This window comes from Lysobacter enzymogenes, from assembly GCF_017168095.1.
GTDB lineage: Bacteria > Pseudomonadota > Gammaproteobacteria > Xanthomonadales > Xanthomonadaceae > Lysobacter > Lysobacter enzymogenes_D.
The window spans coordinates 1-20,739 of sequence record NZ_LXSD01000050.1 but is presented as its reverse complement, the minus strand read 5'-3'; the positions used below and the strand labels follow the sequence as shown (position 1 = coordinate 20,739).

Genomic DNA, 20,739 nt, shown 5'->3' with positions numbered 1-20,739 from the left:
GCGCGCCAGCCGCGCGTTGGCCTGCGCCGCGGCATCGCCGTCGCGCCGCGCCTGGCGCACCGCCGCGGCGGCGAGCAGCATCGAGGTCGAGGTGCGCTCCATCTCAGGCCTGCATCAGCGCGAGGTGGTGGCGATACCAATCGCTTTGCCACACGCCGCCCGGGTCGAATTCGCGCTTGGCGCGCAGGAATTCGCCGATGCGCGGATGCGCCGCCTCCAGCTGCGCGCGCGTGGCCCAGCGATGGTAGGTGAGGTAGTAGCTGCCGCCGAAGCGCAGCGCGTCGTCGATCAAGGCGCGGAACGCGCGCGCCGCGGCATCGATTCCGGCGGCGTCGTGATGCACGTGCAGGTTGAAGATCACGCAGGCCCAGTTCTCGCGCGCCCACGCCAGCACGCTGGTGGGATCGCGCTCGATCAGGCGCACGGTGCCGTAGATCGGCTGGGCGCGGTGGCGGCGCAAGCTGTCGGCGGCGCGCGCCATGAACGCGGCCAACGCGGCGCGCGGCACGTACAGCTCGGTGATCATTTCCGAACCGCAGTGGCCGAGCGAACGGTCGACCGCGGCGTGGTAGCCGTCGAGATACACGCCGCTCTGCTGGGCGTCGCTGGCGTAGCGCTGGCCGTCGGTGGCGAGATAGAAATCGGCGTATTCGGCGAACGCGCGCGACGGGTCGTGGTGGGCCAGCAGCAGCAGGCGGGCGAAATCCTCGGCCTGCAGATGGCGCGACGCGCAAGCCGCGGCGCCGGGCTCGGGCCGGTAGCACGAGAGCACGCCCAGATCGAGGAAATCCGCGCTGCGCGGGTCGATCGCGAACTGGAAATCGCCATAGGTGCAGCCCGCGGCGATGGCGCGCGCGAACGCGGCATGCAGATCGCCGACGCGGGCCAGCGATACTTCGCGGCGCAGCACCTCGCGCGGCGTCAGGCGCAAGGTCAACGCCGCGACGACGCCGAACAGGCCGTAGCCGCCGGCCGCCAGCGCGAACAGTTCCGGGCGCTGCTCGCGGCTGGTTTCCAGCAACCGCCCTTGCGCGTCGATCAGGATCAGCGCTTCCACATCTTCGACGAAAGGCGCATAAGCCAATCCGCGACCGTGCACGTTCGACGCCACCGCGCCGCCGAGGCTGAAATCGTCGGCGCCGGTCTGCTTCTGCCGGATCGTCCAGCCGCCGGTGTTGTCCGGGCTCGCGGCCAGCCACTGCAACAACGCCGGCCAGCGGATGCCGGCTTCCACCGTCAGCAGGCCGCGCGCATCGTCGAAGGCGAGCACGCGGCACAGCGCGGCGGTGTCGAGCACCACGCCGTCGGCGAGGAATTGCTGCCCGCCCATCGCATGGCGCGCGCCGGCGGGGATCAGCGCCTGCCCGGCCGCGGCGCAGGCGCGCACGGCGGCGCAGGCGTCCTCCACCGAGGCGGGGCGCAGCACGCGCGCGCGGGTCGGGTTGAGCCGCGCGTGGACGTCGTTGAGCGATTCGTAGCGGGCGCCGGCGAGCGGTGCGTCGAAGCGGGATGCGGCAGCGGACATGGGCGGGGTCGCCGGTCGGGACGGGATGGCCCGCACCGTAGCCGCCGGTATCGCCCGCCGCCATCCGCATCGCCCAGGTATCGGAATATGATCCCGGATGTCCCGCCGCCCGGAACCCGCACGCCATGATCGAACGCGAACGCCTGCTCGCCGCGCTCAAGCGCCTGCTTAAAGAACGCGGCTGGCGCTACGCCGACCTCGCCGCCGCGCTGGGCGTGTCAGAACCCACGATCAAGCGCATGCTCTCCAGCGGCCGCATGAGCCTGGAGCGGCTGGAGCAGATCTGCGACGCGCTGGACATCGACTTCTTCGAACTCGCGCGCAGCGCCCGCGGCACCCGCGAATCGCGCCGCCACCTGAGCCTGGCGCAGGAAACCGCGCTGGCCGCCGAGCCGCGGCTGATGACCGTATTCCACCTGCTGTGCCAGGGCTGGCGCACCGCCGCCATCGGCGAAGGCTACGGATTGCGCAAGACCGAACTGGTGCGGCTGCTGGCGCAGCTGGACCGGCTGCGCCTGATCGAATTGCTGCCCGGCGACCGCGCGCGCCTGCGCGTACCGCGCGATTTCTCCTGGCGCGACGACGGCCCGGTGCGCGCGCGCTACTTCCAGATGGCCAGCCGCGAGTTCATCAACGACGACTTCGGCGCCGGCGACGCGTTCCTGGCGCTGGAAATCCGCGAGCTCGGCGAGGCCTCGCTGGCGACCTTGCAGCGAAAGCTGCAGAAACTGGTGGCCGAATTCAAGGAAGCCGCCGACCTCGACGTGAGCCTGCCGCCGGAACGCCGGCGCAGCGTCGGCTTGCTGGTGGCGAGCCGGCCGTGGGTGTTTTCGCTGGTCGACAGCTTGCGCGAGAGCGCGCCGGCGGGACGCGCTACCGGACGCGGATGAGCCGCGCGCGCGGCGGCGCGCCGGCGCCGCCTCAGACCCAGCCCTGCTCGACCAGCTCGCGCTTGAGGTAGGCGTAATAGATCGGCGCGGCCACCAGCCCGGGCATGCCGAACAAGGCTTCCATCGACAGCATCGCCAGCAGCAGTTCCCACGCGCGCGCCTGGATCTCGCCGCCGACGATGCGCGCGTTGAGGAAGTATTCGAGCTTGTGGATCAGCACCAGGTACAGCAGCGCCGCGGCGGCGACGTAGATCGACACCGACAGGCCGGCCACGGTGATCAATGTGTTCGAGATCAGGTTGCCGACCACCGGCAGCAGCCCGACCACGAAGGTCAGCACCACCAGGGTCTTGGCCATCGGCAGGTGCACGCCGAACAGCGGCAGCACGATCAGCAGGAAGGCCGCGGTGAACACGGTGTTGAGCGCCGAGATCTTGATCTGCGCGAACACCACCCGGCGGAACGCGTCGGACAGGCGCGAGGCGCGCGCCAGCAGTTCCGAGCCCAGCGGGCCAAGCTTGAGCGGCTGCAGTTCCTCCTGCAGCGCGATCATCGCGCCGAGCACCATGCCGATCACCAATCGCGCGCCCAACTGCACCGCCTCGGCGCCGACCAGGCTCAGGTCGCCGCGGTGCTCGTCCAGCCATGCGCTCAACGCGCGCTGCAGGTCGCTGAGGTCTTCCGGCAGATACGGCCGCGCCCACGTCGGCACCTGGGTGCGCGAGGCGTCGATGATCTCCATCAGCCGCGCCAGCAGCGCCTGTTCGCCGCCGGTGTCGGCGCGGAAGAACGCGATCAGGCCCAGCGTCGCCAGGGTCAGGCCGCCGACCACCAGCGCGGCGATCAGCACCACCGCGATCAGACGCGCCCATTGCCCTTTCACCCGCCGGTCGACCAGGCGCGCGAGCGTGTGCACGAGCTGGAACACCAGCAGCCCCGACAGCAATGCGCTGAGCAGGCCGAACTTGAGCACCAGGAACAGCGCCGCCGCGGCGAACAGCCAGGCCGCGATGCGCGCCGGCGGCGCTTTCAGCGACGCCGCCGCGAGCGTGGAAGCGGCGCCGGGGCCGGGCGCGGCGGCGGGTTCGACGTGGGGATCCATTGCTGCGTTCCTGGGATTCGACGCGGCATTGTAGTGGGCGCTCGCGCGGTTTTTCTTGCGACTTTTTGCCGAGGCCGCGAACCGGGCGACGGCGGGCGGACGATGCGCCTGCCGATCGCAGGCGGCGCATGGCGGCGATTCCGCCGTTCCCCGGCGGGCCGATGCTGACGCCGACGCTGTGGAGCGTCGCCATCGCCGGCGTCCGCCTCAGCGTCGCCGGCCCGCCGGCGTTCTCCTGCCCCAGCACGGCCGGTTCGAGCACGATCGACGGCGTGCTCGACGTCGCCGACCAGGCCGGCGCACCGCCCGCCGCGCCGACGGCGAACCGCTTCGCCGGCCGCGACGACGCACGCGCACGTCGGCTCGCCCGAGCGCGCAAAGCCACGGCCGGGATGACGAATGTCACGCACTTTCGCGCCCAACACGGGCTGACGCACAATGCGATCGCTGTCGCACGGCCGCGCCGCTTCGAATGCGCCGGCCGGGCAGCGTCCGCCGTCCTCCCAGTGTCCGCCACGGAACCACGACCATGCCCCTTCGCCCCAACCTTCTCACCCTCGGCCTGGCGTTGGCGCTGGCCGGCGGCCTCGGCGCGTGTAAGCCCGCCGCCAACGAAACCGCTCCGGCGCCCGCGCCCGCACCGGCCGCGCCCACTGCCGCCGCGGCGCCGGTGTCCGGCATCGACCTGAGCGGCGTGGACAAGTCGGTCAAGCCGGGCGACGACTTCGACGCCTTCGCCAACGGCGCCTGGCGCAAGACCTTCGAGATCCCCGCCGACCGCTCCAACTACGGCGCCTTCACCGTGCTGCTGGAGACCGCCGAGAAGCGCAACGCCGAACTGATCGCGCAGCTGGCCGCGAGCAAGCCCGCCGCCGGCAGCGACGCGCGCCGCATCGCCGATTTCCACGCCGCCTACATGGACGAGGCCGGGATCGAGCAGCGCGGCCTGCAATCGCTGCAGCCGCAGCTCGACGCGATCGCCGCGATCGCCGACCGCGCCGGCCTGTCGCGCGCGCTCGGCGGCAGCGTGCGGGCCGACACCGATCCGCTCAACGCGACCAACTTCCACACCGACAACCTGTTCGGCGTGTTCGTGGCCAAGGGCCTGGAACAACCGGCCTATGTCGCCACCCTGATGCAGGGCGGCCTGGGCATGCCCGACCGCGAGTATTACCTGTCCGCCGACAAGGAGATGGCGGCCACTCGTCAAGCGTATGAGACGTACATCGTCGCGCTGTTGAAGCAGGCCGGCATCGCCGAGCCCGAAGCCAAGGCCAAGTCGATCCTGGCCCTGGAAACCAAGATCGCCCGCGCGCACGCGCCGGTGGTCGATTCGCAGAACGTGCACAAGTCCAACAATCCCTGGGATACCGCCGCGTTCGCGCAGCGCGCGCCGGGCATCGACTGGGCCGCGTTCTTCGACGCCGCCGGCTTGTCCGCGCAGAAGACCATCGTCGCCTGGCAGCCGGGCGCGATCACCGGCATCGCCCGCCTGGTCGGCAGCGAGCCGCTGCCGGCGTGGAAGGATTACCTGACCTTCCACGCGCTCGACCACGCCGCCTGGAACGAAGCCGTGCGCGGCCCCGGCGAGCTGCCCAAGGCCTATAACGACCTGGCCTTCGGCTTCCACGGCACCACCCTGGCCGGCACGCCGCAGGCGCGCGCGCGCGACAAGCGCGCGCTCGACGCCACCAGCGCCGCGCTCGGCGACGCGGTCGGCAAGCTCTACGCCGAGAAGTATTTCCCGGCCTCGTCCAAGCAGAAGGTCGAGGAGATGGTGCACAACATCCTCGCCGCGTTCGACGAGCGGGTGGACTCGTTGACCTGGATGACCGCGCAGACCAAGGCCAAGGCGCGCGAGAAGGCCAAGTCGATGAAGGTCGGCGTCGGCTATCCCGAGCGCTGGCGCGATTACTCCAAGCTGGAGATCCGCGCCGACGACGCGCTCGGCAACCGCCTGCGCGCGGAACTGCAGGAATACCGCCACCAGATCGGCAAGCTCGGCCAGCCGGTCGACAACGGCGAATGGTGGATGACCCCGCAGACCGTCAACGCGGTGCAGCTGCCGCTGCAGAACGCGATGAACTTCCCCGCGGCGATCCTGGACAAGCCGTTCTTCGACCCGGGCGCCGACCCGGCCGCGAACTACGGCGCGATCGGCGCGGTGATCGGCCACGAGATCAGCCACGGCTTCGACGACACCGGCGCCGAGTTCGACGGCCAGGGCAAGCTGGCCAACTGGTGGACGCCGGAAGACAGCAAGCACTTCGACGAGGCGACCAGGAAGCTCGCCGACCAGTACAGCGCCTACGAGCCGCTGCCGGGCCTGCACGTCAACGGCAAGCAGACCTCGGGCGAGAACATCGCCGACGTCTCCGGCCTGACCATCGCCTACATGGCCTACCGCAAGTCGCTCGGCGGCAAGGACGCGCCGGTGATCGACGGGCTGACCGGCGACCAGCGCTTCTTCCTCGCCTACGGCCAGACCTGGCGCAGCAAGATCCGCGACGCCGCCCTGCGCCAGCGCATCCTCACCGACGGCCACGCGCCGGCGGCGCAGCGCGCGCAGACCGTGCGCAACATCGATGCGTGGTACGACGCCTGGGGCGCCAAGCCGGGCGAGAAGCTGTATCTGACGCCGGAGCAGCGGATCAAGATCTGGTAACGGTGGACGGCAACGCGAGCGCTACGGCGCTCGCGTTCGCTTCGCAATCGTCGGGATGGACGCGGCGAACGCTGCCGCGCCCCCGCAAGATCACGCCATCCCCGGCACCAGGATCGACGGCAGATCGCTGTGCGGATGCGCGCGCAGCAGTTGGTAGGCGATGCCGCCGATGCCGGGCAGCAAGGCCGGCGAGAACACTTCGCGCGGGCCGCCGGAATAGGGGCCGTGCCGTTCCAGCCCGGTCACCAGCGTCGCCAGCAGGTCGGTCTTGGACACGCCGTCGGGGCCGACGCCGGCATCGATCGCCAGCGCCAGCAGTTCGTTGTTGCCGGCGTCGCCGTGGCAGGCGCAATGGTTCCAGCCCAGGCCGGCGCGCCAGGTCGCGGCGGCGGCGGCGCGCAAGGTGTCGCGCGTGTGCGGCTGCGCGCAGTCGCGGTCCAGGTCGGCGCGGGCCAGGCCGATCCCCACCGCGCCGTGGCACCACGCGGTCGACGCGATCACGCCCGGCAGCATGCGCAGGTCGCGCCAGTGGCCTTCCTGCGGATCGAACAAACCGTCCTCGAACGCGAACGCCGCCTGCGCGGCATCGTGATGGCGCGCCTGCCCGGTCGCGCGCGCCAGCCGCTCCAGCGCCCAGCCCATGCCGCTGGCGCCGTGCGAAAACCCGCCGAGGCCTTGCGGCCAGCGCTCGTGCGCCCAGAACAGGCGCCCGTCTTCGCGGCGCGCGCGTTCAACGATGCGCACGCCCAAATCGCTGGCCAAGTCAGCGTAGGCCGAATCGGCGCTGGCGCGGGCCAGCATCAGCAAGGGCACGATCGCGCCGGCGGTGCCCATCAACACGTCGTTGACGTCGTCGGCGGCGACCGCTTCGGGAACGTCTTCGGCCAGCGCGCGGGCGCGCGCCAGGCCTTCGCCTTCGTCGAGTCCCCATTGCGCCAGCGACAGCCAGGTCCAGATCTGCGCGCCCAGGCCGACATAGGCGCCGGGCGGGCGCGGCCGCAGCTTGGCCTGCGCGCGGCGCAGCTCAGCGCGGCGGTCCTCGGCCAGGCGCAGGCTGCGCGCGCTGGCGGCGAACAGCTCGTGCATGCGTTCGACCGGATCGGCGCGGCCGGCCTGCGCTTCGCGCACATAGGCGCCGGCGAGCAAGGCGATGCCGGACACGCCGTTGTAGATGTCCGAACTCAACGGCTGCACCGCCCAGCCGGCCGGACTGAAGCCCGGCGCGACCCAGGCGACGGTGCCGTCGTCGCCGAAGATCGCGTGTTCGATCAGCCGCTGCACGATGCGCGCGGCCTGGCCGCGGCGGCGCCGGTCGAGGTCGTCGCGATGCGCGGGCGCGCGCAGTTGCGGCGTGTCGGGCATCCAGCCGTCGTTGGCGTAGGCGCTGATCAGCGAGGCGTCGATGAAGCGCCGCTCGCGTTCGAAGTCGGCCTGGCGCCAGCGCCGCAGCGCGTCGCCCGCCAGATCGCACGGCGCCAGCCACGCGGTGCCGCGCGGCCCGCGCAGGCGGCCGTCGCGGACTTCGGTGCAGAACAGCGGAATGTCGCCTTCGAGCAGATCCTCGATCTCCGCGTCGATCACCTGCGGATCGCCCGGCGCCAGCGACAGGTTCGCGGCCATCTTCACCAGCAGCTCGTGCGCGCGGCGCCGCGCCTTGGGCTCGTCGTGCAGGGACACCGGATGCCAGAGCATGCGGCCGATCTCGGCATAGGCCTCGCTGGCGCGCGGCACCACCCGCACCGTGCACGGCGCGAACGCCGCGAGGCTGGCCTGCAGGCGGCCGTCGGCGTCCATGCGTTGCAGGGTCGCGGTGGCCTCGTCGAAACCGCGCAGCACCTGCGGCCAGTAACGGTGCAGCACCGGTTCGCGGCTGGGATGGTTCTGCGCGACCGGCGCGGGCACCGATTGCTTGCCGACGCGGGCGCGGTCGGACCCGGCATCGACGATGCCCGGCACGCTCAGCATCGGTTGCTGCCCGGGCAACATGCCCGCGGCGGAATTGTCGACCCCGCGCCAGCCCAGGCTGCCGCCGCGGGTCGGCAACAGGCCGATGTTGAGCACGGTGCCCGAGACCAGGTCGACCGCACGGTCGTGCGCGTCCCCCAATCCCGACGGCGCCGCCGGCACTTTGGGCGTGAACAGGGTTTCGCAATCGATCACCACCGGGTGGCCGCCGTGCGCGATCAGGTTCTCGGCGTGCAGGTCGGTGCCGCCGAGCAGGCGCATTACCGCCAGCCAATGGCCGATGCCCAGATAGAAGCTGCGCAACTCGTCTTCGTCGCGGGCGTGGCGATGGGCGACGAATTCGCTCCAGCCGTGTCCGCCGCGATCGAGCGCCCGCGGCACCCGGATCGGCATCGGCGCGCCGTGCTCGTGCGCGAGCGTGTGCAGGAATCCGCGCAAGGCGATATCGATCGCTAGCGAGCGCGGCTTGTACAGCAGCGCGCCGCCTTCGCATTCGATCATCGCCACCGACAGCCCCTGGCGATGGCTGTCGCCCGCGCCGAAGCGCAGCGAGCGCAGTTCGCCGGGCTCGCCGGCGCATAGCTCGCGCACCAGCGAACGGTCTTCGCGCCAGCGGCGCGCGAACGCCAGCGAGGCCGCGCAGCGGTAGGCGACGATGCGCTGCACGCGCCGCGACAGCGTCGGGTAATGCAGGTCCAGGCCGTTCCAGAATTCGCGCTGCGAGGCCAGTTCGATGAAGCGCTGCCAGCCCTGCTCCGCGCTGCCGCCTTCGCCGAGGCGGCCGGTCACGCGCGCGCCGTTGAGTTCCAGCAGCAGCAGGCGGCCGAGCTTGGCGTGCAGGGTCGCGATCAACGATTCGCGGGTCGCCGCGGCGATCGCCTCGCGCTCGGCGTCGCCCAGCTCGGGGATGGCGCGAAGCTGGGCTGCCAGAGCGTCCAGTTCGGACGAGATCAGGCAGCCCAGCGATGCTTCGAAACCGTGCGCGTCTTCGGCAGACGCCATGTCAAGGCGGAACGCGGCCGTGGGCGGCGCGCGGCCGCTCGCCGACGCGAGCGACAGGCTCGCCCGCGCGATGCGCGTGTCGCGCGATGCTGGTCATGACGCGTCCCCCGGTATCAACCACGGCAACGAAGCCTTGCGCTCAGCAGCACTGGATCGTGCCGCAGCCCGTACACACCGAGGTGATCATCGAAACGGCTTCGCTGTCGCCGGCGATGTCGGCTTCGGCGAATTCGCCGCCGATGAACAGCGGACCGGCCGGATTGTCGCTGCCGGCTTCGTTGCGCCACGCGGCCACTACGTCGTTATCGCTCATAACACGCTCTCCTTTTTGATTCGGGCAGGTGATGAAGGACACTTCAGTGCGTGCCTGAAGACCCCGATAGGCGTTGCAGCCGCTTCGCTGCGAGCGCGCTCGTTGCGAGCCGGCTCGTGCCGCCCGTGCCGTCCCAGACACCGGGCCAGACTTGCACCGGGCCGTAGCCAAGTCAATTCGATCCGGCGCGATCGGGCTGCGGATATGTGACGTGCGATACAAGCCGCTGCATCGCGTTTCGCGGCCGATACCGCTGCGCCGCGCTTCGCATCCAGCGTGCGGGCGGCAGCGCACGCTCGTGCGTTTGTCGCTCGCGTCGCCGCCGACGCGAGCGCGGACGGCGCCCGTCATGATGCGTCGCATCATGTGCTAGCGTCGCGCTTCCCGACCATTCCGGAAGCCGCCGCCGCTTCCGGCCGGCGCGCGCTGGCGAATACGCAGCCGTGCGCCGTCGCGATCCGCGGGGCGATCTGCATAGGCGATCTGCGGGATTCGCATCGTGGCGGCGTTCGATGGAGGAAGACCGCATGAAGGGATGGATCACCAAGGCGGGCGCGCTCGCAATCTTCGCGCTGGCGATCGGCGCCGCCGCGCCGGTGGCGGCGGAACCGACTTACGAGTGCAACGCGCAATCGGAAGGGCATTTGTTCCAGGTCGCTTACGATCACCCGGTCGATCCGGGCTCGTTCTATCAATGCCGCGGCGGCGCCTGGCGCCTGATCGGCGTCTGCAATCCGAGCACGGGCTGCCCGACGCCGCCGGATCCGACCGGTCCGATCGTGGAGATGTAATCGGTCGTGCCGATGTAACGGAACGTTATCCGACGCACTGCATCGCAATCGCAAAGGCGGGGCCCGTGCATGGGCTCCGCCTTTGCTTTTTTGCGCGCCGCGTGCGCGAACGCGACCGGTACGGACGCGACGACGCACGCGCCGGATGAACCGCCGCGACGCAGTTCACGGCGCGCGCTTGCCGCCGCCCGCGCATCGACGCTCACCGTCGCTATCGCTCGCTCACCGCCGGTGTTGGATCACGACATCGGTGCCGCGACCGTGGTGATTTTCCAAGCGGCACGCCGCTCCCACTTCCGCCGTCGGCGGATCCGGCGTTGCCGCACTACACCCCACGGAGATGCTCCATGTTCGCAAGACAACTGCTTTTGGCCTTGGCGCTCGGCGCGGCCGCCGCCGGCGGCGCGCACGCCTCCTACCCCGCCCCCGGCGCGCTGGTGGTGCTCGACGAAGAAGGCGGCCCCAACCAGCGCGGCGCGCTGTATGCGATCGAGCCGGTCAGCGGCTACCGGCGCGTGCTGACCGATTTCGGCAACGGCATCCAAGGGCCGGTCGCCGCCAAACCCAACGGCCTGGCCCGCGTGTCCACCGGCCTGTGGGGCGGCGACGACCGCTGGATCGTCACCGACGCCAGCGGCGGCACCGACAACCGCGGCGCGGTGTACGAAGTCGATCTGTCCAACGGCGCGCGCACCACCGTGGCCGATTTCGGCGACGCCTCGCGCGGCCCGCTCGGGCGCCAGCCCGAAGGCGTGATCTACGTGGCGCCGGTGCTGCTGGGCCCGCTCAGCGGTTTCTTCGTGCTCGACCGGCGCGCCGGCACCGATGGCCGCGCGGCGATCTTCAAGCTCGAATCCAACGGCCGCCGCAGCGTGTTCTCCGACCTCGGCGACGGCCGCGGCGCGCGCGCCGCGCAGGCGGTCGCCTTCGCCTGGCGGCCGGGCGCGCTCGGCCTCGGCGGCAAGCTGCTGGTCACCGACATGACCACCGGCACCAACGGCCACGGCGCGCTGCTGACGGTCGATCCGATCAACAAGAACCGCACGGTGCTGAGCGACTTCGGCGATGTGTTGCAGGGCTGGGTCGACGCCCGCCGCGAGAGCGCGCCGAATTCGGTGATCGCCGGCAACGACGGCAGCATCTACGTGCTGGTGACCGGCGGCGGCACCGACCGCCGCGGCGCCTTGGTCAAGGTCGATCCGTCCTCGGGCTATCGCAATCTGGTCAGCGATCTCGGCGTCGACAGCCAGGGGCCGCTGGGTTCGTTGCCGGTCGCGATCCGCTGGTCGAAGGATCAGCAGACGATCTACGTGGTCGATGCCAACGGCGGCACCGATGCGCGCGGCACCGTGTTGCAGGTCGATCCGGCGACCGGCGCGCGCCGCACGGTCAGCGACTTCGGCCTGACCGGCTACGGGCCGCTCGGGCAGTCGCCGCGCGCGATCGACGTGAACTGATCCGCCGCGAGCGCGGCGGCTTCGCCGCATGCGCAACCTGCTGTTTCAAATCTACGGGAGCCCCGCGCGCGGGGCTCCCGTCGTTCGCGCGAAACTCATCGCCGCGACGCCGGGCCTGCGCCCGGCGCCGCGGATGCCGTCACCAGGGAATCTGGCGCTGGTCGACCAGACGCGGGCTGACTTCCTTGACCCCGGCGCGGCCGAGGATGCGCTGGCGCGCCTGCATCGCCTCGCCGACCGAGTCGTAGCCGATGGTGGCCTTGCCGCCGACCGCCGAGGAATACAGCAGCGTGCCGCCGGTTTCCGCGACCAGCGCCTGCACCACGCCCGGCTCGGCGAAGTAGACGTTGAGCTCGGGCGCGACGATCACGGTGTTGCCGTCTTCGGACACCGCCGCGGCGAGGTTCTCGCCGCCGCTCGCCGGCGCGGCCAGCGAACGCTGGCTGCGCGCGCCGGCCGGCGCGGCCGCCGGCACTTCCACCGCGTAATCGCCGACGACCACGTCGCGCCCGGCTTCGGCGCTGGCCTCGACCTGCCTGACCACGGCCGACGGCGCCAGGCGGAACTCGGTCTGGCCGATGGTGAAGCGCTCGCCGGTCGCAGCGAGGTCGAGCTGGGCCTTGTGGGTGTAGACCTGGGCCAGCGCCGCCGGCGCCATCGCCGCCGCCAACACGCCCGCGCACAACGAAAGGGTTTGGATTTTCATGCTCAGTGCCCCAGGACGCGGATCTTGAACGAGGAGAGGTTGCCCTTGGCGGCGGTGCCCGCGGCCAGGCTGGTGTCGGCGACTTCGACGGTCCAGTCGCCGCTGGCGGGTTCGTCCAGGTAGGCGTTGACCGCGGCCAGATCGAAGGTCATCGTCGCGCCGACCGGCACCGAACCGGCCGGCACCACGATCGCGCGGGTGCCGCTGGGCGAGACCAGGGTCACCACCAGCGGCGTGGACTTCAGCGGCGTGGTGTTGCCGACCGGATAGCTCGAGGCCAGGCCGATCTGCACCGCTTCCACGCGCCGGGCGCCGTTGTCGATGCGCACCGTCGCGCGCGCCGGCGCGGCGGCGTTGCCGATCGCCTGCGGCGTTTCCAGCTGCACGCGCTGCCAGCCGCTGTCGACCAGCGGGCCCAGCGACTTGAAGCCGATCGCGCGGTTCACCGCCAAGGTCGCATCGACCAGGCCGTAGCCGTACCAGTTGCTGAAGGCGCGGCCGGCGGCGTTGGTGGTCCAGCCGGCCGCGAGCACGGTGCCGTCGGCGTTGGTCACCGCCGCCTGGGTCGGATCGATCTGGCGCGCGGTGGTGGCCAGGATGTACTTGACGTCGCGGAAGCTCAGCTTCGGATTGACCTGCAGCATCAGCGCGACCACGCCCGACACGGTCGGCGACGCCGCCGAAGTGCCATTCATGGTGGCGGCGTAGTTGCAGCTGCTGTCGATGGCGGACTGGTTCGATTCCAGGCGGTTGAGGTCGAAGTCCGACCAGAACTGCACCGGCTGCACGCGGTTGGTGTTGTAGCCGCGCGCGCAGCCCGACAGGTCGGTGGTCATGATCGCCGGGTCGAAGCGCACCGCCGGTTGCGTCGCCAACTGCGCCGGCGTGGCCTGGGTCGACAGGATCGCGCGTTCCCAGCCGTACTCGCCGCCCAGGCCCGACACCCACAGCGACGCGCCGGGCGTGGAATAGCTGGAGCGCTTGCCGGCGGCGTTCACCGCGGCGACGGTGACGATGTTGAAGAAGTTGGATTCGCGCACGAACACCGACTGGCTGCAGCCGACCTGCGCGCTGGAGGCCGGGCAGTAGCTGGCGACGCTGTTGAAGCCGTTGCCGGCGGCCTTGACGTAGACCGTGCCCAGACCGCCGCGGGTGGCCGACATCGGGTTTTCCCAGGCCGCGATTTCGTTCTCCGAAACCGTGGTCAAAAACAGCGGCGTGGTGTCGCCCCAGCTGTTGTTGGACACGGCCACGTCCTTGGATTCGGGGCCGTTCCACCATGCGTACTGGACCTGGGCGAAGCTGCCGCCGGCGTCGAGGAAGTTGAAGCTCTTCAGCCGCGCGTTCGGCGCCACGCCGCGCACGCCGATGCCGTTCCAGCCGACCGCGCCGATGATGCCGGTGACCGCGGTACCGTGGGCGTTGCCGCCCTGCGCCGCGCTCGGGGTCGGGTCGTGGCTGTTGTTGTTGAAGTTCCACGAACCGTTGGGCACGACGTTCGCGGCCAGGTCGGGGTGGGCGATCTCCGCGCCCTGATCGAGCACGCCGACGACCACGCCGGTGCCGCGGATGTTGTAGTCGTGCAGGTCGTCGATGCCCAGGTCGACGCCGGAGGTCGGCCGGGTATCGCCGATCACCGCCTGGCCGTAGTTCATCAGATGCCACTGATAGCGATACAGCGGATCGGTCTGCGCCTGCGCGGCGCCGGCCGACAGCGCGGCCAGGGTCGCTATGCTGAGGATCGTCCTTTTTGCGAAAAGCTGTCGCATACCGCCAACTCCTTGGGTTTGGTCGGACTCGCGTCCGTGGGACAAGCCGCTGCGCCGCGTCCGCGGCGCGCTGCAACTCGGTCGGTTGGGTGCGTGGTTCGGTGCGTTCGGTCGGCCGGACTCAGTTCGGCGCGTCCTCGCCCTCGATGATTTCCGGCGCGACTTCCTTGATCCCGGCGATGGCCTGGATCTTCGGCATCGCCCGCATCGCCGCGTCGACCGAATCGAATTCGATCCGGCCGTTGCCGCCGGCGACGGAGGAGTAGGTCAGCTTGCCGCCGCTGGCGCGCGCGGCGGCCTGCAGCGCGGCCGGATCGCGGTGGTAGACGTTGAGCGTGGAGGTCACCACCACCGCCTTGCCGTCGTCGCCGACGGCCGCGGCCAGGCGCGGCTTGGCGGCGACCGCGCGGGCGCTGCGCGCGCCGGCCGCCTGCACGCGCACGGCGTACTCGCCCACGCGCACGGACTGGCCGTCGGCGGTTTTCGCGGCCGCGCCGACCACGCCGTCGGGCGCGAGGCGGAACTGGGTGTAGCCGATGCGGAACGCCTCGCCGGTGGCGGCCTGGCGCAGCGCGTCGCGCGCGCTGTCGGCCGACTGCGCGTGGACCGAGGCCGCGGCGGCCAGCAGCAACGGGCAAATCAGGATCGCGGTTTTCATGCTCAATGCCCCAGAACGCGGATTTTGAAAGAGGCCAGGCCGCCCTTGGAGGCGCTGCCGTCGGCCAGCGGCACGTCGGCCACTTCCAGGGTCCAGGTGCCCTGCCCCGGTTCGTCGAGGAAGGCGTTGCTGGCGAAGAAGTCGGCCTTGAACGCGCTGGTGTTCAGCCGCGTCATCGCCGGGAACACGGTGCTGCGCGTGCCGCTGGGCGAGACCAGGGTCACCTGCACCGGGAACGGCGCGGTGCTGCTGGTATGGGCGTAGTTGCTCGACCAGCCCAGCTGCACGGTCTCGATCTTGCGGATGTCGTCGCCGATGGCGATCTGCAGTTTCGCCGGCGCGCCGGCGCCGCCGATCGCGACCGCGTCGGTGGGCGCGACGCGCTGCCAGCCGCTGTCGATCAGACGCGGCAGCGGCTTGAACGCGCCGGCCACCTCGACCGCGAGCGACGCATCGACCAGGCCGTAGCCGTACCAGTTGCTGAAGGAGCGCCCGGCCGCGTTGCGGGTCCAGCCTGGGACCAGCACCGTGCCGTTGGCGTGCACCGCCGCCGGCTGGCCCGGATCGAGCTGGCGCGCGGTGGTGGCCAGGATGTAGCGCACGTCGCGGAAGCTCAGCTTCGGATTGGCCTGCAGCATCAGCGCGGCAACGCCGGAGACGGTCGGCGCGGCCGCCGAAGTGCCGTTCATCGTGCCGACGTAGTTGCAGGTGTTGTCGATGGTCGAGGCCTCGGTGGACAGCGCGTTGCGCACGTTGCCGTTGGCGTTGCTGCCGCGCACGCAGCCGGCCAGGTCGGTGGTGACGATGGCAGGCTTGTACGACACCGCGGCATAGCCGGGCGAATAAGCGACCTGGCGCCCGTACTCGCCGCCCAGGCCCGACACCCACAGCGACGAGCCGGCCGAGGAATAGCTCGAGCGCTTGCCCTCGGCGTTGACCGCGGCGATGGTCATCACGTTGAACATGTTGTTGCGGCGGTCCAGGCCGGTCTGCTTGCAGCCGACGTTGGCGTCGACCACCGCCTTCGGGCAATCGGCGATGAAGTCGTTGCCGGCGGATTTCACATAGATCGCGCCCAGGCCGTTGCGTGTGGCCGACATCGGCCCCTCATACGCCTGCACTTCGTTTTCCGAGAACGCCGGGATGGTGGTGGCGGTGGAACCGAAGCTGTTGTTGACCACGGCCACGTCGCGCGCCTCGGCGCCGTCCCACCACGCGTACTGCAACTGCGCGGTGGTGCTGGCGGCGTCGAGGTAATTGAAGCTCTTCAGCCGCGCCGACGGCGCCACGCCGCGCACGCCGATGCCGTTCCAGCCCACCGCCGCCATGATCCCGGCGACCATGGTGCCGTGCGAGGACGCGCCGCTGACCGGGGTGGGATCGTGCGAGTTGTCGTTGAAGTTCCACGAACCGTCCGCCACCACGTTCGCGGCCAGGTCCGGATGGCCGATCTCCACGCCCTGGTCGACCACCGACACCACCACGCCGCGGCCGCGGATGTTGTAGTCGTGCAGGTCGTCGATGCCCAGGTCGATGCCGAAGGTGGGACGCGCGTCGGCCAGCACCGCCTGGCCGTAGTTCATCAGATGCCACTGATAGCGATACAGCGGGTCGTTCTGCGCGTGGGCGGCGGACGCGCCCAACAGCGCCGCCGCGAGCGCGCTCGTTCTCAAGATCGTTTGCCGCATGACTGCCACTCCACCGGAATAAGGAAAGGCCGCGCGGCGCCAGCCGGCGCCGCGGGTCGTAGCGCTGCGCGGATGCCGCCGCGGCGCGCCCGCGCCGAAGCGCGGACGCGGCGCGAGGCGCTTACAGCACCATGTTTTCCAACTGCTCGATCTTCGGGCTGGCCTCCTTGATGCCGGCCTGGCCCCGCAGCTTGGCCGCCGCGTCCAGCGCCTGCTGCACCGAGTCGAACTCGATCGTGCCCTTGCCGCCGATCGCCGAGGCGTAGGTCAGCCGGCCGCCGGTGCGGCGCACCGCCTCGTCCAGCACGCCGGCTTGATCGAAGTAGACGTTGATCGAGGACGTCACCACCACCGGCTCGCCGGTCTGCGACACCGCCGCGGCCAGCTTCGGCGACGGCGCCGCGGCGAGGCCGCGCCTGGCCGAAGCCGGCGCGGCGCCGAGCGCGAGCGCGTACTTGCCCGCGACCACGGCCTGGCCCGGATCGGCCGAGGCGTCGGCGGCGGTCACCGTCGCCGACGGCGCCAGCCGGAACTGGGTGTCGCCGATCTTGAAGCTGGCGCCGGTGGCGGCCTGGCGCAGCGCTTCGGGCGCGGCCGATTGCGCTTGCGCGCCGCTCGCCAAGAGCAGGCCGATCACGCCGAGCAGGGAAACGCACAACACAGGAAGGGTCTTCATAGTCAGTGCCCCAGCACGCGGATCTTGAATCCAGTGAGATTGCCCTTCGACGCCGCGCCCGCGGCCAGCGGCACGTCGGCGACTTCCAGGGTCCACAAGCCATCGCCGGTTTCGTCGAGGAACGCGTTGCTGGCGATGAAGGGGATGGTGAAGGCGGTGGTCGCGCCGACGCCGGTCATCGCCGGCACCACATAGCTCTTGGTGCCGCTGGGCGAGGTCAGGGTGACCAGCAACGGCGAAGGCGCGGTGGACAGGAAGCCGGCGGTAATCGGATAGGTCGTCTCCAAACCCAACTGCACGCCTTCGACCTTGCCGATGCCGCGGTCGATGCGCACCTGCAGCCTGGCCGGCGCGCTGGCGCCGCCGATCGCCACCGGCGCGGCCACCTCGGCGCGGCTCCAGCCGCTGTCGATCAGCGCCGGCAGCGGCTTGAACGCCATCGCCCGCTGCACCGCGGCGGTGGCGTCGACCAGGCCGTAGCCGTACCAGTTGCTGAAGCGGCGGCCGGCGGCGTTGGCGCTCCAGCCCGGCGCGATCACCGTGCCGTTGGCGTGCTTGACCGTCGGCTGGTTCGGATCGATCTGGCGCGCGGTCGCGGCCAGGATGTAGCGCACGTCGCGATAGCCCAGCTTCGGATTGGCCTGCAGCACCAGCGCGCTGACGCCGGCCACGGTCGGCGTCGCCGCCGAGGTGCCGTTCATGCGGCCGGTGTAGTTGCAGGTGCTGTCGATGGCCGACTGGCTGGAGTCGAGCGCGTTGAGGCGCGCGCCGGCGGCGTCGCTGTTGTAGCCGTTGACGCAGCCGCTGACGTCGGTGGTGACGATGGCCGGATCAAAGTTGAGTGGGTTGGTCTGGGTCGAGTACGGCTTCTGGTGGCCGTATTCGCCGCCCAGGCCCGACACCCACAGCGCCGAGCCGGGGCTGGAGTAGTTCGAACGCACGCCGGCGGCGTTGACCGCGGCGATGGTCATCACGCTGAACAAGTTGTTGCGCGGATCGAAGCCGGCCTGGGTGCAGCCGACGTTGGCCGCGCGGGTTTCCGCGGTGCAGGCGTTGAACAGGCCGAAGAACACCGGATGCTGGTTGTAGTGGTTGCCGGCGGCCTTGACGTAGATCGCGCCGAGGCCGTTGCGGGTCGCCGCCATCGGCCTTTCGAACGCGCCGACCTCGTTCTCGGAGAACGCCGGCGGCAGCAGCGGCGCGGCGCCCCAGCTGTTGTTGGAGACCGCCACGTCCTTGGACTCGGCGCCGTCCCACCACGAATAGACGATGTTGTCGTTCTGGTTGCCGCCGGCGCGCGGCGACAGAAAGTTGAAGCCCTTGAGCCTGGCCGCCGGCGCCACGCCGCGCACGCCGATGCCGTTCCAGCCGACCGCGGCGATGATGCCGCCGACCGCGGTGCCGTGGCCTTCGCCGGCCTGGGTCGGGCTGGGGTCGTGGATCGGGCCGCCGGTGTTGAAGTTGCGCGAGCCGTCGGGGACGACGTTCGCGGCCAGGTCGGGATGGGCGATCTGCAGGCCTTCGTCGACCACGCCGACGACAACGTCGCGGCCGCGGATGTTGTAGTCGTGCAGGTCGTCGATGCCCACATCGATGCCGAACGCGGGCTTGGTGTCGCCGAGCACGCTCTGGCCGTAGTTCATCAGATGCCACTGATAGCGATACAAGGGATCGCCCTGCTGCGCCTGCGCGGCGCCGGCCCAGGCCAGGGCCGCGATGGCCAGGCTCAACGCCGTCGTGTTGCTCAGTTGCTGTCGCATACCGCCAACTCCTGGAATTCTTCGGGCACGCCTTGCCCGTCGCGGCCGGAGCGTTCGCTCCGGCCGTCGCGGCAAGCCTGCGCGTGGGGGGTGGGCCTTACTGGTAGATCATGGTGAAGGTGACGCTGCTGTTGGCCGCACCGGCCGTCGCCGCACCGGTGGCCACGTACTGCGCGTAATAGCGCAGCGCCGCGCCGCCGCCTTCCACCGCGACCGACTGGGTGTTCTGCAGGCCCAGCGGATTGCCGAGCAGCACCTGCGAGTGGTCGGCGTTGAGCAATTGCAGTTCGACGTTGCCGGCGACGCCGGTGCCGCCCTGCAAGGTGAGGTTGTTGCTGCTGGTGTTGATGGTCGGGCCCGGTTCGAAATAGGTCTGGACCTGGGCGGTGCTGGCGTCGCAGTCGGCGACGCGGATGAAGAACGGCGTGCGGCCGGCGGTCTGGCCCGAGGCCGAGAGCGCCGACACCGCGACCGCGGGCAGCTTGACCCGGATGTCGGCCGGGGTCGGGCCGTTGGTGAGTACGCAGGTCGGCGCGATCACCGAACCTTCGATGCGGATGGTGCCGTCGGCGGCGAACGCGGACGCGGGCAGGGCGAGCGCAATGGCGAGTACGGCGATGGAAGCGGTCTTCATATCGTCCCTTGAATCTGAAAGTCGCATGGCAAGGCGGCCCGACCCCGGGTCCGGATGCGTCGTCGTCGAATCCGGGCCGGCCGATGTGGCAAGCAATCCTCGGTGCGGCGCGGGGATCGGAGGAACTCGACCCGGGCTGCGCGGATTGGCTCGCTAATCGATGTAACGCAGTGCCGCCGTATCACCCCCCCACACAAAGTGTGTATTTGAGAGGTGTGTCGAATTCAGCGGACTTCTGCGTTCGCCGGCATCGCCGATGCTGCGGCGTATCGCTGCGGCGCATCACTCGTAGCTGAGCGTGAACGTCAGCGACGCCGATACCGTGCCCGGCTGCGCCGGCTGCGCATCGCCGCGGTAATACGCGGCCTGCAGCGGGACGCGGAAACTGCCGCCGTCGCCGAGGCCGGCGGCGCGCACTTCGTGGTTGACGCCGAACGCGACCGGACGGCCGTCGCGGTCGCGGATCTGCACCGCCACGCCGCGCGCGCTGGCGCTGGCATCGAGCGCGAGCGCCGAAGCGGCGGCATCGGCGCCGCCCAGCGGATCGAGCCGGTAGCTGATCCGGGTCAGCCCCGCCGGGCAATCGTCCAGGCGCAGCTCGAAATCCTTGGCGCCGGCGCTGGCGCCGGGCTGGGCCAGAGCCTGCGGCGCGATCGGCGCCAGCGCGACGCGCACGCTCGGCGTGTTGCAGGTGGTCGCACGCACCGAGATCGCGCCGGTGAAGCCGACCCGCGCGGCGACCGCGTCGCCGCCGTCGGCGCTCGGGCTGCCGCGATACACCAGCGTCGGCAGATCGGCGCCGCGGATCGCGCCGCCGCCGCCCGCGGCGTCGAGCTTGATCAGTTCCACGCGCAGGCTGCCGCGGCCGCTCGGGCCGGCCGCGACCGCGGCGTACTCGGCGGTGGGCAGCGCGCGGCCGTCGATCGACAGGCGCACGCCGATCGCCGCCACATTGGTGCGGTAGATGTCTTCGGATTGGCCGGGATGCGGCGTCTGCGCATAGCGCCAGCCGCCGTCGCCGGCATCGGCGCAACCCGGCGGCGGCGCCGGCAGCGGGTAGTCGGCGGCGTACAGCACGCTGCCGGCGGCGCGGTCGCGCGGCACCGCGATGGCCGCGTCGATGGCGATGGCGCGCTCG

16 protein-coding genes are annotated in these 20,739 nt (G+C 70.9%); 4 read left to right on the top strand and 12 right to left on the bottom strand.

The window, feature by feature from the left end:
• Positions 1–103: 103 nt before the first annotated feature.
• Positions 104–1,525 carry an FAD-binding protein gene (locus A7A76_RS01490; RefSeq protein WP_206409531.1) on the bottom strand — a complete coding sequence of 474 codons (1,422 nt, stop codon included), beginning with the start codon at positions 1,523–1,525 and terminating at the stop codon, positions 104–106.
• 125 nt (positions 1,526–1,650) lie between these two features.
• Between A7A76_RS01490 and A7A76_RS01485 the strand changes: the two genes are divergently transcribed.
• Positions 1,651–2,415 (top strand): helix-turn-helix domain-containing protein, encoded by a 765-nt coding sequence (locus A7A76_RS01485; protein ID WP_206409530.1) that lies wholly within the window; start codon positions 1,651–1,653, stop codon positions 2,413–2,415.
• A gap of 31 nt (positions 2,416–2,446) precedes the next feature.
• On the opposite strand, the gene A7A76_RS01480 is transcribed toward A7A76_RS01485, so the two are convergent.
• Complete coding sequence (locus tag A7A76_RS01480; RefSeq protein WP_206409529.1) at positions 2,447–3,517, bottom strand: AI-2E family transporter; 1,071 nt, start codon at positions 3,515–3,517, stop codon at positions 2,447–2,449.
• A gap of 529 nt (positions 3,518–4,046) precedes the next feature.
• On the opposite strand from A7A76_RS01480, the gene A7A76_RS01475 reads away from it, so the two are divergent.
• Complete coding sequence (locus A7A76_RS01475; RefSeq protein ID WP_206409528.1) at positions 4,047–6,182, top strand: M13 family metallopeptidase; 2,136 nt, start codon at positions 4,047–4,049, stop codon at positions 6,180–6,182.
• Positions 6,183–6,272: 90 nt separating this feature from the next.
• On the opposite strand, the gene A7A76_RS01470 is transcribed toward A7A76_RS01475, so the two are convergent.
• Positions 6,273–9,149: a type 2 lanthipeptide synthetase LanM family protein gene (locus tag A7A76_RS01470; RefSeq protein WP_206409527.1), complete on the bottom strand. Its 2,877-nt coding sequence runs from the start codon at positions 9,147–9,149 to the stop codon at positions 6,273–6,275.
• A gap of 139 nt (positions 9,150–9,288) precedes the next feature.
• Complete coding sequence (locus A7A76_RS01465) at positions 9,289–9,462, bottom strand: DUF6229 family protein (RefSeq protein ID WP_206409526.1); 174 nt, start codon at positions 9,460–9,462, stop codon at positions 9,289–9,291.
• A gap of 527 nt (positions 9,463–9,989) precedes the next feature.
• Here A7A76_RS01465 and A7A76_RS01460 point away from each other — a divergent pair.
• Positions 9,990–10,253 carry a hypothetical protein gene (locus A7A76_RS01460; protein WP_206409525.1) on the top strand — a complete coding sequence of 88 codons (264 nt, stop codon included), beginning with the start codon at positions 9,990–9,992 and terminating at the stop codon, positions 10,251–10,253.
• Between the two features lie 347 nt (positions 10,254–10,600).
• A complete protein-coding gene (locus tag A7A76_RS01455; protein WP_206409524.1) occupies positions 10,601–11,710 on the top strand; it encodes a hypothetical protein in 1,110 nt (369 codons plus the stop codon).
• A gap of 139 nt (positions 11,711–11,849) precedes the next feature.
• On the opposite strand, the gene A7A76_RS01450 is transcribed toward A7A76_RS01455, so the two are convergent.
• The 8 genes from A7A76_RS01450 to A7A76_RS01415 form a co-directional block, all read right to left on the bottom strand.
• The gene (locus A7A76_RS01450) at positions 11,850–12,416 is read right to left on the bottom strand and encodes a hypothetical protein (protein ID WP_206409523.1); all 567 of its coding nucleotides are present in this window, start codon (positions 12,414–12,416) and stop codon (positions 11,850–11,852) included.
• Positions 12,417–12,418: 2 nt separating this feature from the next.
• Entirely contained in the window at positions 12,419–14,185 is a 1,767-nt protein-coding gene (locus tag A7A76_RS01445; protein WP_206409522.1) for a S8 family serine peptidase, read from the bottom strand.
• A 121-nt stretch (positions 14,186–14,306) separates the two neighbouring features.
• Positions 14,307–14,843, bottom strand: coding sequence for a hypothetical protein (locus A7A76_RS01440; RefSeq protein ID WP_206409521.1), 537 nt, complete (start codon positions 14,841–14,843; stop codon positions 14,307–14,309).
• Positions 14,844–14,845: 2 nt separating this feature from the next.
• Positions 14,846–16,531: a S8 family serine peptidase gene (locus A7A76_RS01435; RefSeq protein WP_428995062.1), complete on the bottom strand. Its 1,686-nt coding sequence runs from the start codon at positions 16,529–16,531 to the stop codon at positions 14,846–14,848.
• Positions 16,532–16,652: 121 nt separating this feature from the next.
• On the bottom strand, positions 16,653–17,207 hold the full coding sequence (locus A7A76_RS01430) for a hypothetical protein (RefSeq protein ID WP_206409520.1): 555 nt from the start codon (positions 17,205–17,207) through the stop codon (positions 16,653–16,655).
• A gap of 2 nt (positions 17,208–17,209) precedes the next feature.
• The gene (locus A7A76_RS01425) at positions 17,210–18,967 is read right to left on the bottom strand and encodes a S8 family serine peptidase (RefSeq protein ID WP_206409519.1); all 1,758 of its coding nucleotides are present in this window, start codon (positions 18,965–18,967) and stop codon (positions 17,210–17,212) included.
• A 97-nt stretch (positions 18,968–19,064) separates the two neighbouring features.
• Positions 19,065–19,601, bottom strand: a complete 537-nt coding sequence (locus A7A76_RS01420) for a fimbrial protein (RefSeq protein ID WP_206409518.1) — start codon at positions 19,599–19,601, stop codon at positions 19,065–19,067.
• Positions 19,602–19,883: 282 nt separating this feature from the next.
• A partial coding sequence (locus A7A76_RS01415; protein ID WP_206409517.1) for a fimbrial protein occupies positions 19,884–20,739 on the bottom strand: 856 nt, incomplete at its 5' end.